This is a genomic window from Sulfitobacter sp. SH22 (assembly GCF_965641905.1).
In the GTDB taxonomy this organism is placed as follows: domain Bacteria; phylum Pseudomonadota; class Alphaproteobacteria; order Rhodobacterales; family Rhodobacteraceae; genus Sulfitobacter.
In genome coordinates, this window is the sequence record NZ_OZ282573.1 from 2844399 (window position 1) to 2860209 (window position 15811).

General features: G+C 57.5%; 16 protein-coding genes and 1 tRNA gene. 15 read left to right on the forward strand and 2 right to left on the reverse strand.

Annotation, left to right across the window (positions count from 1 at the left end; translation table 11 throughout):
* Positions 1-180 precede the first annotated feature (180 nt).
* Positions 181-266: transfer RNA gene (locus ACSQ13_RS15990), tRNA-Leu, on the forward strand.
* A gap of 351 nt (positions 267-617) precedes the next feature.
* Here the strand turns inward: ACSQ13_RS15990 and ACSQ13_RS15995 are convergent.
* Both ACSQ13_RS15995 and ACSQ13_RS16000 read right to left on the reverse strand, forming a co-directional pair.
* On the reverse strand, positions 618-1859 hold the full coding sequence (locus ACSQ13_RS15995) for a saccharopine dehydrogenase family protein (RefSeq protein WP_295512516.1): 1242 nt from the start codon (positions 1857-1859) through the stop codon (positions 618-620).
* Between the two features lie 44 nt (positions 1860-1903).
* Complete coding sequence (locus tag ACSQ13_RS16000; protein ID WP_176250432.1) at positions 1904-2998, reverse strand: carboxynorspermidine decarboxylase; 1095 nt, start codon at positions 2996-2998, stop codon at positions 1904-1906.
* Between the two features lie 477 nt (positions 2999-3475).
* Here ACSQ13_RS16000 and ACSQ13_RS16005 point away from each other — a divergent pair, with 477 nt between their 5' ends.
* The 14 genes from ACSQ13_RS16005 to lptB all read left to right on the forward strand — a co-directional run bounded on the left by ACSQ13_RS16005 (position 3476) and on the right by lptB (position 15729).
* Positions 3476-4369 (forward strand): DMT family transporter, encoded by an 894-nt coding sequence (locus ACSQ13_RS16005; protein ID WP_176250431.1) that lies wholly within the window; start codon positions 3476-3478, stop codon positions 4367-4369.
* Positions 4370-4633: 264 nt separating this feature from the next.
* Entirely contained in the window at positions 4634-5839 is a 1206-nt protein-coding gene (gene pcaF / locus ACSQ13_RS16010) for a 3-oxoadipyl-CoA thiolase (protein ID WP_295512515.1), read from the forward strand.
* Between the two features lie 29 nt (positions 5840-5868).
* A complete protein-coding gene (gene paaA / locus ACSQ13_RS16015) occupies positions 5869-6861 on the forward strand; it encodes a 1,2-phenylacetyl-CoA epoxidase subunit PaaA (protein ID WP_176250429.1) in 993 nt (330 codons plus the stop codon).
* A gap of 6 nt (positions 6862-6867) precedes the next feature.
* Positions 6868-7161 carry a 1,2-phenylacetyl-CoA epoxidase subunit PaaB gene (paaB, locus tag ACSQ13_RS16020; RefSeq protein WP_295507941.1) on the forward strand — a complete coding sequence of 98 codons (294 nt, stop codon included), beginning with the start codon at positions 6868-6870 and terminating at the stop codon, positions 7159-7161.
* A gap of 29 nt (positions 7162-7190) precedes the next feature.
* Positions 7191-7913: a 1,2-phenylacetyl-CoA epoxidase subunit PaaC gene (paaC, locus tag ACSQ13_RS16025; protein WP_176250452.1), complete on the forward strand. Its 723-nt coding sequence runs from the start codon at positions 7191-7193 to the stop codon at positions 7911-7913.
* Positions 7907-8374 carry a 1,2-phenylacetyl-CoA epoxidase subunit PaaD gene (gene paaD / locus ACSQ13_RS16030; protein ID WP_295507947.1) on the forward strand — a complete coding sequence of 156 codons (468 nt, stop codon included), beginning with the start codon at positions 7907-7909 and terminating at the stop codon, positions 8372-8374. The genes paaC and paaD overlap by 7 nt, the downstream gene beginning before the upstream one ends.
* A 3-nt stretch (positions 8375-8377) precedes the next feature.
* Entirely contained in the window at positions 8378-9442 is a 1065-nt protein-coding gene (locus ACSQ13_RS16035) for a ferredoxin--NADP reductase (RefSeq protein ID WP_176250426.1), read from the forward strand.
* A gap of 10 nt (positions 9443-9452) precedes the next feature.
* Entirely contained in the window at positions 9453-11477 is a 2025-nt protein-coding gene (gene paaZ, locus ACSQ13_RS16040; protein ID WP_295507951.1) for a phenylacetic acid degradation bifunctional protein PaaZ, read from the forward strand.
* Positions 11467-12237: a PaaX family transcriptional regulator C-terminal domain-containing protein gene (locus ACSQ13_RS16045; protein WP_295507953.1), complete on the forward strand. Its 771-nt coding sequence runs from the start codon at positions 11467-11469 to the stop codon at positions 12235-12237. Before paaZ ends, ACSQ13_RS16045 begins: the two co-directional genes overlap by 11 nt.
* Before the next feature lie 55 nt (positions 12238-12292).
* Complete coding sequence (locus ACSQ13_RS16050) at positions 12293-12907, forward strand: ribonuclease D (RefSeq protein ID WP_176250423.1); 615 nt, start codon at positions 12293-12295, stop codon at positions 12905-12907.
* Positions 12904-13866, forward strand: a complete 963-nt coding sequence (locus ACSQ13_RS16055) for a KpsF/GutQ family sugar-phosphate isomerase (protein WP_295507957.1) — start codon at positions 12904-12906, stop codon at positions 13864-13866. Before ACSQ13_RS16050 ends, ACSQ13_RS16055 begins: the two co-directional genes overlap by 4 nt.
* A gap of 5 nt (positions 13867-13871) precedes the next feature.
* Positions 13872-14480, forward strand: a complete 609-nt coding sequence (gene lptC / locus ACSQ13_RS16060) for an LPS export ABC transporter periplasmic protein LptC (RefSeq protein WP_176250421.1) — start codon at positions 13872-13874, stop codon at positions 14478-14480.
* A gap of 35 nt (positions 14481-14515) precedes the next feature.
* Positions 14516-14971 (forward strand): lipopolysaccharide transport periplasmic protein LptA, encoded by a 456-nt coding sequence (gene lptA, locus ACSQ13_RS16065; protein ID WP_176250451.1) that lies wholly within the window; start codon positions 14516-14518, stop codon positions 14969-14971.
* Positions 14971-15729: an LPS export ABC transporter ATP-binding protein gene (gene lptB / locus ACSQ13_RS16070; RefSeq protein WP_176250420.1), complete on the forward strand. Its 759-nt coding sequence runs from the start codon at positions 14971-14973 to the stop codon at positions 15727-15729. Before lptA ends, lptB begins: the two co-directional genes overlap by 1 nt.
* Positions 15730-15811: the final 82 nt, after the last annotated feature.

Sequence of the window (15811 nt, forward strand, 5' to 3'; positions counted from 1 at the left end):
TGAGCGATAGATACCGTTTTGACCGTTTGGGAACAAGCCGCAAATCAGCCCAGTTTGCCCCAACCCTTCGCGGCACATCACCCGCAAGGGTCAATGAAGCAAACAAGATGCAAGAATGTCAGCGAATCCAATTGACACCCCCGCCCCGCATGATTAGAGCAGCCCTCACAACCCCCCTGTGCCCAGGTGGCGGAATGGTAGACGCGCTAGCTTCAGGTGCTAGTACTGGCAACGGTGTGGAGGTTCGAGTCCTCTTCTGGGCACCATTTAAACAGAGTAAGTTCTTTGATTGAAAAGAATTTATGACTGGGGGAAATTTTTAGACCCCGTTATCCTCTCAGCGCTGCTTGTATTCATCGCCCCATAAATATCGGCAGATGCATTTAGAGATATGTTGATTCATATCCATGGGTCTAGATTTCCACCGCTATCGGAAAAATCCAGTTCGCAAACCTTGGCATACACACACGCGTAATAGTTCTTGGTGTCGGCCGTAGATTTCTCATCACGGGTCGCTGGCGACGGTCCGGTTGCACCAGACCGCCGAGCGCGATGTTACCCGCAATGTTTGTTGTCATTAAGCAAACGGGCCCAAACCGTGACAGTGACGCCTGAGCCTAAGCGAGATGCCATTCCCGGTCCCCTTTGGCGTCTTTCACCCGTGTCGGAAGACCAATGTCATCAAGCAAGGTGAACAGCGGCTTGGGGTCCAGCTCTTCGACGTTCAGCATCACACCCTTGTCGTAGGTGCCATCCGCGATCAACATCGCGACCGCCACCGGAGGCACGCCCGCAGTGTAGGAAATGCCCTGGCTGCCGACCTCGTTAAAGGCGTCCTTGTGATCGGCGACGTTATAGACGAACACCTCGACCTCCTTGCCATCCTTGGTGCCTTTTACCAGATCACCGATGCAGGTCTTGCCGGTGTAGTTCGGCGCAAGGCTGGACGGGTCAGGCAACACGGCCTTGACCAGTTTCAGCGGCACGACCTCAAGCCCTTCGGCTGTGACGACAGGCTGCTCGGACAACAGCCCGAGGTTTTGCAACACGGTAAAGACGTTGATGTAGTGGTCGCCAAAGCCCATCCAGAACCGGACATCGGCCTGCGGATAGTTGGCCGCCAGCGAATGAACCTCGTCATGGCCGGACATATAAGCCTTTTGCTTGCCGACGACGGGCAGATCCCATTCGCGGCCGACCTCGAACATCTTGTTCTCCTGCCACGCCCCGTTCTGCCAGCTGTAGACCGTGCCGGTAAATTCGCGAAAGTTGATCTCGGGATCGAAGTTGGTTGAAAAATAATTGCCGTGGTTGCCCGCATTGATGTCAACGATGTCGATCGACGTGACCTCGTCCATGAATTCATCCACCGCGAAACGCGCAAAGGCATTCACCATGCCGGGATCAAAACCGGCACCCAAAATCGCCGTCACGCCAGCCTTTGCGCAATCGTCGCGACGCTTCCATTCGTAATTTCCGTACCATGGGGGCGTTTCGCAAATCTTGGCGGGGTCTTCGTGAATGGCGGTGTCAATATAGGCGGCACCGGTCTGGATGCAGCCCTCGAGCACGGTCATGTTGACGAAAGGCGACCCTACGTTGATCACGATCTGGGCACCGGTCTTGGTGATCAGGGCAGCGACCGCGTCACTGTCCATGCCGTCGACCTCATGCGCTTTGAACACGCCGTCCTGTTTCATCGCAGCCTTATCATGCACGCTTTGGATGATCGCCTCGCATTTCGCGACTGTCCGGCTGGCAATATGAAGATCGCCCAGAACATCGTTATTTTGCGCGCATTTATGCGCCACGACCTGTGCGACGCCACCAGCGCCAATGATAAGAACATTGCGTTTCATGTATCCAAAAGACCTCTTTTGTTGTTGCGTTCGTGTGAGCAGTTTTACGACAGGGCCGCGGCGAAATCATCGTAGTCAAAATCGCGTACCAAGCGCGTTGTCCCGTCGAGTTCACGGATCGCGATGCCTGGCATCTTGACCCCGTTGAACCAGTTTTTCTTGACCATTGTATAGCCTGCGGCGTCCTGAAACGAAAGCCGGTCCCCGGCCTTCAACGGCGCATCAAAGCGGAATTCGCCAAAGATATCGCCCGCGAGGCAGGATTTCCCGCAGATCATCCATTCATGATCGCCGGTGTTCGGGCTGATTTTCGCGGGCTCGCGGTAGATCAGCAGATCCAGCATATGCGCCTCAATCGAGCTGTCGACGATGGCAAGGTTCTTGCCGTTGTACATGGTGTCCAGCACGGTCACCTCAAGCGTTGCGGCCCCTGTGATCGCGGCCTCGCCCGGTTCCAGATAGACCTGAACGCCATAGGTCTGCGCAAAAGCTTTCAGCCGCGCGGCCAAGCGGTCAAGCGGGTAATCCGCGCCGGTAAAATGGATGCCGCCGCCCAGACTGATCCAGTCCATATCACGTATCACCGCGCCAAACCGATCCTCGATCAAGGTCAGCATCTCGTCAAACCGTTCAAAACTGTCGTTTTCGCAATTGTTGTGGAACATCAGCCCGCTGATCTGGTCCGCGACGGCGGCAATCCGGTCGGGATCATGTTCGCCAAGCCGGCTGAACGGGCGCGCGGGATCGGCCAGATCAAATTCGGAAGTGGATACCCCGGGATTGACCCGAAGCCCCCTGATATGGCCCTGCGACGCATCAGCAAATTTGGTCAGCTGACCGATGGAGTTGAAAATGATCTTGTCGGAGCATTCCAGCACTTCGGCGATCTCGTGATCGGCATAAGCAACTGAATAAGCGTGGGTTTCACCGGGAAACTTTTCGTGCCCCAAGCGGACTTCGTACAAGGACGATGACGTTGAGCCGTCCATGTATTGCGCCATGAAATCAAACACCGACCACGTCGCGAAACACTTGAGCGCCAACAACGACTTCGCCCCGGACTCCGCGCGCAGCCAGGCGATTTTCTCGAGGTTCGGCAGCAGGCGCGCCTTGTCGATCAGGTAATATGGTGTTTGCAATTCAAGATCTTTCAACACGTTTCCGAGGTCTGTCTAGGTAGGGCCGAATGATCAAATCGGCAAGGCTTTGAGTAGGGCAATGTGGCTGAATTAGCGTCAACGCCAACCAACAGCCCGCGCGTGTCCTGGGGCCGCAGGCGACGTCAACCACCAATCAGGACACACCCCTGCAACCAAAGGATCAGCGAAGAGCGCATGATCCAGACCCACGCGAGCCGTTTCACCCCAGACAAACAGGCGTTTGCGATTTGAAATCGGGCGGCGAAGATCCGCGCCAGAATCAACGCGCGGGCATTCAGCAACCCCGGCTGGAGAAGCAGGCAGTTTCAACGATGCAAGGCTCAGTGCGCCCGCCCTGCCCCTCAACCTGTGATGTTCGGTCAATTCCTTTGGCTTTCTCTTGCCCTGCCCCGATACTGGTCCTACTGCTGGTGGTCTGGGAATTTTCCCATCGTTTTTTGGGATGGCAAAGCGCAGATGACCACCGGAAATCCCTCACAGGTCACTGGCTATACGGCCGCTTGGGTGATCGTCTTTGTCTGGTCCTTTTGGCTGATCGTCAGCCGTGTCGCAAATAACAGCGGCCTGACAGTGTATGATCTGGCCGCGATGCGCTACGGGCTGGCGTCCATCGTGGCGATACCGCTTTGCCTTTATTACAAACCGTGGCGGGGGCTTTCGCTGACGCAGATTGCAGTGCTCTCGTTCATTCTGGGGCCTGTCTATATCCTGTCGGTGTTTTCCGGCTTCCTTTTTGCGCCTGCCGCACATGGCGGTATCTTCATGAACGGGATACTGCCGCTGGTCGGCATCATTTTGGGTCTGGTCCTTTTCAGCGCAAAGCCCAGCCTGCGGCAGATGCTGGGGGCCGCGCTGATCCTCGTGTCTGCGGTCGTGCTGGCCTGGGACGGGGTCGCCACCAGAAGCGAGACAGCATGGATCGGCGACCTGCTGTTCATCGTGGGGGCGGTGTTCTTTTCATTTTACATGATCCTGTCAGAGCGGTGGCAGCTGGGGGCGATGCAGATCATCTTTTGCGGCACCGTCGTGAATGCAGCGCTCTATCTGCCCGTCTGGGCGCTGTGGCTGCCCTCTGGCATTGCTGACGCGCCGATGGGGCCGCTTTTGTTACAGGCCGTTTATCAGGGGTTTGTGCCCAACCTGATCGGGCTGCTGTTCATCGCCCACGCCTCGCGCAGGATCGGAAACGGCAATACCTCGTCCATCCTTGCGGCTGTCCCAGGTGTGGGCGGAATTTTAGGTGCGTTGATCCTGGGCGAAAACCTGAGCTGGCTGAGCATTGCCGCCCTTGGCCTTTTGACAGTTGGATTGTTGATCAGCGTGCGCAAGCGCCAGATGCTGCCGCCATGATGTGGCACCGCCCGTCCACCTAAAGGGGCCATGTTTGCGGGCAAGCATCGCAGACTCGTTGACAACGCGCAGGCGAAACCTGTCGGCCAAGGTGAATGACGCACACGCCCCAGGGTTCACGCTTTGACAAAGGGTACACGGATTTGGGGGCCGCGCTATCGGAACATTGTGTTACAGTTATTTATATCACCCAATTTTTAAGTAACATTTAAGTTGCGGCGAATCACGACTAACCCTAAGTTCGTCAAACTAAGGGAGACTTTCATGGACGCTTACATTTGTGACGCACAGCGCACGCCCATTGGCCGCTTTGGTGGGGCTTTGTCATCGGTTCGGGCCGATGATCTGGCCGCAGTGCCGATTGCTGCGCTGATGGCACGCCACCCCGATCTGGACTGGTCAAAGGTGGACGATGTGATCTTTGGCTGCGCAAATCAGGCGGGCGAAGACAACCGTAACGTCGCGCGGATGGCCGCCTTGCTGGCTGGCCTGCCTGTCGATGTTCCGGGTGCCACGATCAACCGTCTATGCGCATCGGGTATGGATGCCGTTGGTGCCGCCGCCCGTGCGATCAAGGCTGGCGATATGGATCTGGCCATTGCCGGTGGCGTTGAAAGCATGACGCGTGCGCCGTTTGTGATGCCCAAGGCCGAAACCGCGTTTTCGCGCGGCAATGCGGTCTATGACACCACCATCGGTTGGCGGTTTGTGAACCCCAAGATGAAATCAAAATACGGCGTCGAATCCATGCCCGAAACCGGTGACAATGTGGCCACCGACTATAACATCAGCCGCGCCGATCAGGATGCGTTTGCCAAGCGCAGCCAGGACCGTTGGGATGCCGCCGACAAGGCTGGCATTTTCGCGGATGAAATCGCACCTGTGACAATCCCGCAGCGCAAGGGTGATCCGATTGTGTTTGACCGCGACGAACACCCGCGGTCCGGCACGTCGATGGAAGCGCTGACAAAACTGCGCCCTATCAACGGCCCTGATCTGACCGTCACAGCCGGCAATGCGTCCGGCGTCAATGACGGTGCCGCTGCAATGCTTATGGCGTCCGAAGCGGCGGCCAATCTGCACGGCCTGACCCCGATTGCCCGCGTCGTCGGCATCTCGGCCGCCGGTGTCGAACCGCGCGTGATGGGCATTGGCCCGGTGCCCGCCAGCCAAAAGGTTCTGGCCCGCGCCGGTCTGACCATCGACCAGATGGATGTGATCGAACTGAACGAGGCATTCGCCAGCCAGGGCATCGCCACATTGCGCGCCCTTGGGGTTGCGGATGACGCGCCACATGTGAACGCAAATGGCGGCGCGATTGCCATTGGTCACCCGCTTGGCATGTCGGGCGCACGGTTGGTGATGACTGCCGCGTTGCAACTGAAACGCACAGGCGGCCGCTATGCCCTGTGCACCATGTGCGTCGGTGTCGGCCAAGGTGTCGCCATCATTCTTGAACGCGCAAGCTAACTGGTAAATCCCCTGAAAGGATCTGAACGATGTATGCACAGATGATCAAATCCACCGGCGAAGGTGTCAAATCTCTCGAAGAGATGGATCCGCAAGAGCGCGCCTTTCAGGAACGGATCAATGCAGGCGGCAAGATAGAGCCGAAAGACTGGATGCCGGACGGGTATCGCAAGAACCTGATCCGGCAGATCGGCCAACATGCGCACTCTGAAATCGTCGGTCAACTGCCCGAAGGCAACTGGATCACCCGCGCGCCCACGCTGGAACGCAAGGCGATCCTGCTAGCCAAGGTGCAGGACGAAGCAGGCCACGGTTTGTATCTGTATTGTGCCGCAGAAACGCTGGGGGTGACCCGTGATCAACTGACGCGCGATCTGCTGTCGGGCAAGATGAAATACTCCTCCATCTTCAATTATCCGACCCTAACATGGGCAGATATGGGTGCTGTGGGCTGGTTGGTTGATGGTGCCGCGATCATGAACCAGGTGCCATTGCAACGCACATCCTACGGGCCCTATGCCCGCGCGATGGTGCGTATCTGCAAGGAGGAATCGTTCCACCAGCGCCAAGGTTACGACATCATGATGAAGATGGCGAATGGCACGGCAGCGCAGAAAAAGATGGCGCAGGACGCGCTGAACCGCTTTTGGGGGCCTGCGTTGATGATGTTCGGCCCGTCAGATGAAAATTCGGTCCATTCGGCGCAATCCATGGCGTGGAAGATCAAGATGAACAGCAATGACGAGCTGCGTCAGAAGTTCGTCGATGAATGCGTCCCGCAGGCTGAATATCTGGGCCTGACCGTCCCTGACCCCGATCTGAAATGGAACGAGGAACGCGGGCATTACGATTTCACCCAGCCCGATTGGGATGAGTTTTTCGACGTGCTTAAGGGCAACGGCCCTTGCAACACCGAACGGCTCGAAGCGCGCAACAAGGCGTGGGATGACGGCGCTTGGGTACGCGATGGCCTGATGGCCCATGCGGCGAAAAAACGCGCCGCAAAACTGGCAGCGGAGTAGACTGAAATGACCAATACAACACATGAATGGCCCCTGTATGAGATCTTTATCCGTGGACAACACGGGCTAAGCCACCGCCATGTCGGATCGCTGCATGCGCCCGACGCGGAAATGGCGATCAAGAATGCGCGCGACGTTTATACCCGCCGCAACGAAGGCGTCAGCATCTGGGTCGTTCAGGCATCAGATATCGCCGCGTCATCGCCCGAGGAAAAAGGGTCGCTTTACGAGCCTGCGAATGACAAGGTTTATCGCCACCCGACTTTCTTTGATATCCCCGACGAAGTGGGTGCAATGTGAGCGATCACCTGTTTGAATACCTCTGCCGGATGGGCGACAACACCTTGGTTTTGGGGCACCGCGTGTCTGAATGGTGCGGCCACGCGCCCGTGCTTGAGGAAGACATCGCGCTTGCCAATACCGCGCTGGATCTGATCGGGCAAACGACCCTGTGGCTGGATCTGGCCGGAGAAGTCGAAGGCGCAGGTCGTGACGCTGACAAACTGGCCTTTCACCGCGATGTCTGGGATTTCCGCAATCTGCTGTTGGTCGAACAACCCAACGGGGATTTCGGCCAGACCATGATGCGGCAGTTTCTGTTTGATGCGTGGCACCTGTTGCAGCTCAAGGCGCTGATGGGCAGTAGCAATGCGCAGGTTGCCGCCATCGCCGAAAAATCCTCCAAGGAAGTCACCTACCATCTGGAACGGGCCACCGACACGGTGGTTGGTCTGGGCGACGGGACCGAGGAAAGCCACAACCGGATGCAGGCCGCATTGGATAAATTATGGCCCTATGTCGGGGAAATGTTCACTTCTGATGATGTGGACGCCGCTATGGTAGATGCTGGTATCGCACCCGATCCGGCATCCTTGCGCCCTGCATTTGACGCGCTGCTGGACGATGTGTTCACCGCCGCCACGCTGGTCAAGCCGCAGGATGACTTTGGTCACAAGGGCGGCAAATCCGGCAAGCGGCATACCGAACATCTGGGTCACATGCTGACGCAAATGCAATGGCTGCAACGCGCCTATCCGGATGCCACATGGTAGTCGAAAAGCCCACGTTAGAGACTGTTTGGGGCTGGCTTCACGCGGTACCAGACCCCGAAATCCCAGTCATCTCGCTTACCGATCTGGGGATCATCCGGGATGTTCAGTGGCAAGATGACACGCTAGAGGTGACAGTGACGCCGACCTATTCGGGCTGCCCTGCAACCACGATCATCAACCTTGATATCGAAACCGCCCTGCGCGGGCATGGCATCGAAAAACTGGCTCTGAAGCGGCAACTTTCGCCTGCCTGGACGTCAGATTGGATGACGGATTCAGGCCGCGCCAAATTGGAAGAATACGGCATCGCGCCGCCCCAGCCTGCGGGCGGGCCGCAGCACTGCCCCCGTTGTAAATCCACAGATGTGGAAAAGATCAGCCAGTTCGGTTCGACCCCTTGCAAGGCGCAATGGCGCTGTACCGACTGCCTGGAACCCTTCGATTATTTTAAGTGTATCTGACCCATGAGCCAATTTCTCCCCTTATTAGTCACTGATATTCACCACACAATCCGCGATGCTGTGGTGCTGACGCTCAAGCCCGAAGACGCGGATGCCTTTGCGTTCAGGCAAGGTCAGTACCTGACGTTCAAGCAGGATTTCGACGGCACCGAACTACGCCGCAATTATTCCATCTGTGCCGGTCTGGACGATGGCGTGTTGCAGGTCGGCATCAAGCGCGTCGACGGCGGGGCGTTTTCGACCTTTGCCAATGAAACGCTCAAGGTGGGCGACACGCTGCACGCGATGCCGCCACAGGGCAAGTTTTTCACCGAGTTAGAGCCTGATACCGCCAAGAACTACCTTGGTTTTGCGGGCGGGTCCGGCATCACTCCGGTGCTGTCGATCCTGAAAACCGTACTGAAACGCGAACCGCAATCCACCTTTACGCTGGTCTATGCCAATCGCGCCGTGAACACGATCATGTTCCGCGAAGAGCTTGAAGACCTCAAGAACCGTTTTATGGGGCGGCTGAGCGTTATCCATATGTTGGAATCCGGTCAGGATATCGACCTGTTCACCGGCCGCGTCGATCAAGCCAAATGCGATGCCTTGTTCGAAACATGGATCGACATCAAAAACATCGACACCGCGTTTATCTGCGGGCCGGAACCGATGATGCTGGCCATTGCGGAATCCCTGAAAACCCATGGGTTAGAGCCTGATCAGATCAAGTTCGAGCTGTTCAGCGAAAGTCAGCAAGGGCGACTGGCCAAGCAGGAAATGGCCAAGCGCAGCGAAGACCAGGCGCTGACCCAAGTGACCGTCACCATTGACGGTGCGGCCCATAATTTCACCATGACCAAAGGCCAGTCCGTGCTTGAGGCTGCGTTGGAAAACAATCTTGATGCGCCGTTTGCCTGCAAGGCGGGCGTGTGTTCGACCTGCATGTGCAAGGTCACCGAAGGCGAGGTAGAGATGCTGTCGAACCACGCCTTGGAGGATTACGAGGTGGAACGCGGCTATCGTCTGAGCTGCCAAAGCTATCCGATCAGCGACAAACTTTCCATCGACTACGACCATCACTAGGGAACTTATTATGCGCGATATTCAAAGCTTTGCCGCCGGTCAGTGGATCAATCCGGGGGCCGGTTCCCGCAATATCGCGAGCGCCATTACCGGCGATGTGATCGCGCGCGCTGGCAACGACGCTTTGGATATTCAGGCCATGCTGGCTTACGCCCATGACGTTGGCGGACCGGCCCTGCGCAAGCTGACGTTTCATGACCGAGCCAAGATGCTCAAGGCGCTGGCGACCTATCTAAAAGAACATAAACAGAGCCTATATGACCTGTCCTTTGACACCGGCGGCACCAAATCCGACCACATGATCGATGTGGATGGCGGCATTGGCACGATGCAGGTCTACGCCGCCAAGGGCCGCCGCGAGATGCCGGATGATCAGGTATTTCTGGATGGCCCCCCCGAACAACTGGGCCGTTCCGGTCAGTTCATGGGCCGCCATATTTGCACACCCCTGCAAGGTGTCGCCGTCCACATCAACGCGTTCAACTTTCCCGTCTGGGGAATGCTGGAAAAGCTGGCCCCGACCCTGCTGGCCGGTGTCCCTGCGATCGTAAAACCCGCAACCGCGACCTGCTATGTGACCGAGGCGTGTTTTCGCCTGATGATCCAGTCGGGCATCTTGCCAGATGGCGCTATCCAACTGGTGACAGGGGGATTGGGCGATATGCTGGATCAACTTGATTGTCAGGACGTGGTCAGCTTTACCGGATCCGCCGAAACTGCCAACAAACTGCGCAGCAATCCCGCGCTATTGGAACGGTCCGTCCGGTTCGCATCCGAGCAGGACAGCCTGAATGCGTCCGTGTTAGGGTCTGATGCAGCGCCGGGCACGCCCGAATTTGTTCTGTTCGTCAAAGAGGTCCAGCGCGAGATGACTGCGAAAGCGGGTCAGAAATGCACGGCCATTCGCCGGATCATGGTGCCTGAGCCGCATGTCGACGCGATGATCGCTGCGATCTCAGCACGGTTGGCCAAGGTGACCATCGGTGATCCACGGCTGGAAACAACGAAAATGGGCGCGTTAGTGTCACAATCGCAACGCCGCGACGTGCTGGAAAAGGCCGCGCTGATCGGGGCCGAGGCCGAGCGGGTCTTTGGTGACCCTGACAGCTTTGCAGTCGATGGGGCCGACTGCGAAAAGGGCGCTTTTGTCCCGCCGATGCTGTTCCATTGCGCCGATCCTGACAACGCGATCCGTGTTCACGATACCGAAGCGTTCGGGCCCGTTTCAACGATCATGCCCTACCGCGACACCGACCACGCCATCGCACTTCTGAACAAGGGCAAAGGGTCGCTTGTCGCCTCGGTCATCACCCGCGACGGAGATATCGCGCGGCAAATGGCAATGGGGGCAGGTGCCTTTCACGGGCGGCTGTACTTCAACAACCGCGATTCCATGGCCGAGGCGACAGGCCACGGTGCCCCCCTGCCCCACATGGTGCATGGCGGGCCGGGCCGTGCAGGCGGCGGCGAAGAACTGGGCGGCATTCGCGGGGTCATGCATTACATGCAGCGCACCGCCATTCAGGGCAGCCCCGACATTCTGACCGCCATCGGCAAACAATGGGTTCCCGGCGCAACCGAGATTTCAGACCGCGACCACCCGTTCACCCGTGTCTTTGGTGATCTGGATCTGGGCGAGACGTTCAATTCAGCCAGCCGGACCATTTCGCTGGACGATATCGAAACCTTTGCGCACTTCACTGGCGATACCTTCTATGCCCACATGGACGAAGACACCGCCAAGGCGAACCCGTTCTTCCCCGGTCGTGTTGCCCACGGTTACCTGCTGCTGTCCTTTGCCGCCGGTCTGTTCGTGCAACCCGATCCCGGACCTGTGCTGGCAAACACCGGTTTGGACAACCTGCGCTTCATGTCACCGGTGCAGGCTGGCGACAGCATCAAGGTCCGGCTTAGCGTCAAGGCAAAGACCCCTCGTAATGATGAATACGGTGAGGTACGCTGGCACGTGACCCTGACCAATCAGGATGATGCCGCCGTGGCCGAGTATGAACTGCTGACGATGAATGCCTACTGACGATTTTACAAATGCAATAACCCCCCTAAAACAACTTGGCGGACAGCGCGTCTGGTCGCTGATGATCAGCCTGTTCGGCGACCTTGCGCGACGCAAGGGCGATATTATCGACGGGCCGGTACTGTCTGCAATCATGGCCGAAATGGACGTGCGCCCCGAAGCGGCGCGCGTGGCGCTGCACCGGTTGCGCAAAGACAATTGGATCGCATCGGAAAAGCAGGGGCGGATCAGCAGGCACAGCCTGACACCTGACGGTCGCAGCCAGGCCGATGATGCAAGCGCACGTATTTACGCAACGCCAGATGAACTTTGCCAGGGATGGCAGATGGTGTTGCTAAGCGGTGTCGCCGCTGAGGCGGATGATTTAAACGGATTCACCCAAGTGAATGGCCGCGTGTATGTGGGCCCGTCTGACATCGAACCACCGCAAGATGCCTTTGTTACCACGGGAAACACTGCGCCCGATTGGCTCAAGACCGAATTGGAACCCGCAACGCTTGAACAAGCCTATGCCCAGCTGCAAGCGGCGTTGGAACACGCGGCGCAGCATCTGCCCGCCCACGAGTCCCTAAGCCCGCTGCAAGTCGCGACCTTGCGCTGTTTGATCGTCCATAACTGGCGGCGCTTGGCGCTCAAGCATCCTGCATTGCCGAAACCGCTGATGCGAAACGACTGGGTCGGGCTGAAATCTCACGTTCTGGTTGCCGATCTGCTGGCGCAGTATCCGCGGCCGGATCCGTCGATGATTGCCGCCGCTTAACCGGCGCTCAAAAGCGGCGCTTTCCCAAACCGCGCGAGGGCGATATAGGGAAGGCATGAAAAATAAAGTTTACCAAAATGACCTGCCGGACGGGCTTGATCTGGGTGCAATCGTCGCGATTGATTGCGAGACGATGGGCCTGCATCCGCATCGCGACCGCCTGTGCGTTGTGCAACTGTCAAGCGGCGACGGCCACGCGCATCTGATCCAGATCGCCAAGGACCAGACCACGGCACCCAATCTATGCGCATTGCTGGAAAATCCGGATGTGCTCAAGCTGTTTCACTTTGGCCGTTTCGACATCGCCGCGATGCTGAACCGGTTCGGGGCCAAGGCCACGCCGGTCTACTGCACCAAGATCGCTAGCCGCCTTGTGCGCACCTATACTGACCGCCACGGGCTGGCAAAGCTGTGTCAGGAACTGCTGAGCGTCGATATTTCCAAGCAGCAGCAATCCAGCGACTGGGGCGCGGAAAAGCTGACCAAAGCGCAGATCGACTATGCCGCGTCGGATGTTTTGCACCTGCACAAGCTGCGTGACGCGCTGAATGTGATGCTGCTGCGCGAAGACCGTATGGAGATCGCGCAAGCGTGTTTTGATTTTCTTCCCACCCGAGCCCAACTGGATCTGGCAGGCTGGCCCGACACGGATATTTTTGCACACGTATGAGCACCCCATTCCTTGATACTGCCCGGCGGGTCATCCGCACCGAGGCTGACGCGCTGACGGCTTTGGCTGACAGTCTGGATGATCGCTTTCGTCAGGCGATTGACCTGCTGATCGCCACCCGTGGCCGCGTGATTGTTACCGGTATCGGCAAATCCGGCCATATCGCCAAGAAAATTGCGGCCACGCTGGCCAGCACCGGTACGCCTGCCCAATTCGTCCACCCCGCCGAGGCAAGCCACGGCGATCTGGGCATGATCACGGGCGATGATGTGGTGCTGGCGATATCGAATTCGGGCGAGGCCCCTGAGCTGGCCAATCTGATCGCCTATTCCCGGCGCTTTTCCATTCCCTTGATCGGGATCACCAGCCGCGAGGGCAGCAGCCTTGGTGCCCAATGTGATGTGGTGCTTTTGCTGCCGCAACTGGCCGAGGCCTGCGGCACCGGCGTTGTGCCATCGACATCCACGACCATGACCCTTGCGATGGGCGATGCGGTTGCGATTGCATTGATGGAAAACCGGTCGTTTACCGCGGAACATTTCCGCGAATTTCACCCCGGCGGCAAATTGGGCGCGCGACTAAGCCGTGTGGTCGATCTGATGCATACGGGCGATGCCCTGCCCATGGTCAAAGACGATGCGCCGATGTCTGACGCATTGATGATGATGAGCAGCAAATCATTCGGTGTGGTGATCGTTACCGACGCCGCCGGCACCCTTGCCGGGATCATCACCAGCGGCGACTTGGGGCGCCATCTGGACGGACTGATGTCAAAGACCACGCGCGATGTGATGACGACAGCGCCCGTGACAATCGCCCCCGATGCGCTGGCCGAAAAAGCCGTGGGAATCATGAACACCCGCAAGATCACCTGCCTGCTGGTTGTCGAACCGAACGGCAAAAACGTCCCTGCGGGGCTGATCCATATCCACGACTGCCTGCGCGTCGGATTGGGCTAAGGATCATGCAGGGGGACCGCTACTCCAAACTGGTATCCTGGCTAAAGGTCTTGTTCCCGCTGATGGCTTTGGCGCTGTTATCGACACTATTCCTGATTTCGCGCGCCATTGATCCCGGTCAGTCCATCCCCTTTGCTGAAAAGGAAATTCAGGAAAGACTGCGCGACCAGCAACTTACGGCACCTTTTTTTACCGGTACCACGGCTCAGGGCGACGAACTGACGTTCTATGCTGATATATTGACCACGCCGGACGGGAAAATCGGGTCGAACAAGGCCGAAAACATCCGTCTGACGATCAAAACGGCCCAAGGCGCATCCTATCGTCTGCAATCCGGCCAGGCCGAGATTGATCTGGCCAAGAATATCGCCGAACTGACCAATGATGTGATCATCATGACTTCGACCGGATATCGCATGACCAGCGACTATATGACATCCGGCCTGTCGTCTCTTGATCTGGAATCTCCGGGGCGTGTGTATGGCACAGCACCCGAAGGCATCCTCGAGGCCGGTTCAATGACAGTATCGCAACCAGAAAATGGCGAAGCGACCCAATTGTTTTTCACAAATGGGGTGAAGCTGATATATAAACCGAAACCTTTGATAGAGTAACTTGCGTGAAATACATTCTGCTGCCGCTTTTTTTGATGTTCTCTGCCATGTCGGTTGCGGCCCAAGGGGCCAATGTGGCCTTTGGAACGATCCGCCAGGATACCGGGCTTCCTGTTGAAGTGACCGCTGACAACCTGTCTGTCGATCAGGCAACAGGAACCGCGATTTTCACCGGAAATGTGCTAATTGGACAGGGTGAAATGCGTTTGTCCGCATCGCGGGTTCTGGTCGTGTACCGCGCCAACGGCGACGGCATTGCCCGGCTAGAGGCGACGGGCGGCGTTACGCTGGTATCCGGCCCTGATGCCGCCGAATCAGAGCGGGCAGATTACGATATCGACAAGGGTACAATCGTGATGTCTGGCAATGTTTTGCTGGCTCAAGGCCGCAATGCGCTCAGCTCCGACACGATGAGCGTCAAGCTTTCTGACGGTACGGCGCAGATGTCGGGCCGGGTCAGAACGGTTTTGCAGCCCGGTGGCAATAACTGATGTCGACCCCACAATTGACTGTTAAACAGGGTGGCAGTGGCCTGCGTATCGAACACCTGCGCAAATCCTATCGCAAAAAGACGGTCATTCGCGATTTTTCAATGCATCTTGATCGGGGTGAGGTTGTCGCCCTGCTGGGGCCGAACGGGTCTGGCAAGACGACGACATTCTACGCCGTGGCAGGCCTTGTGATGCCCGAAGGCGGGACTGTCACCATTGACGGCAAAGACGTGACGTCCTTGCCCATGTACCGTCGTGCGCAGTTGGGTATTGGCTATCTACCTCAGGAAATGAGCATTTTTCGTGGGTTGAGCGTTCAGGATAACATCTCGGCGATCTTGGATATTTCCGTGCCGGACGCGCGCAAACGGCGTGAACGCCTCGAGGCACTGCTGTCCGAGTTTTCAATCGAACATTTGCGCCGCGCACCTGCCTTGGCCCTTTCGGGCGGGGAACGTCGCCGCGTAGAGATCGCCCGCTGTCTGGCCGCCGATCCGAAATACCTGCTGCTTGATGAGCCCTTTGCCGGGGTAGATCCGATATCGGTCGATGACATCCGGCATCTGGTCGCAGACCTGAAAAAACGCGGAATCGGCGTGCTTATTACCGACCATAACGTACGCGAAACACTCGAGATCGTGGACCGCGCCTATATTCTGCACGAAGGCAAGGTTCTGATGTCGGGCACCCCGTCCGAAGTCGTTCAGAACGAGAACGTCCGGCGTGTCTATTTGGGTGATAATTTTCGTATCTCCTAATTTTTCATGAATTTGCTGGGCTATTTTTCGCACATTTTTCTGCCAGATTCATTTGACAATCGGTGCCTTTCGGGCGCTCAAT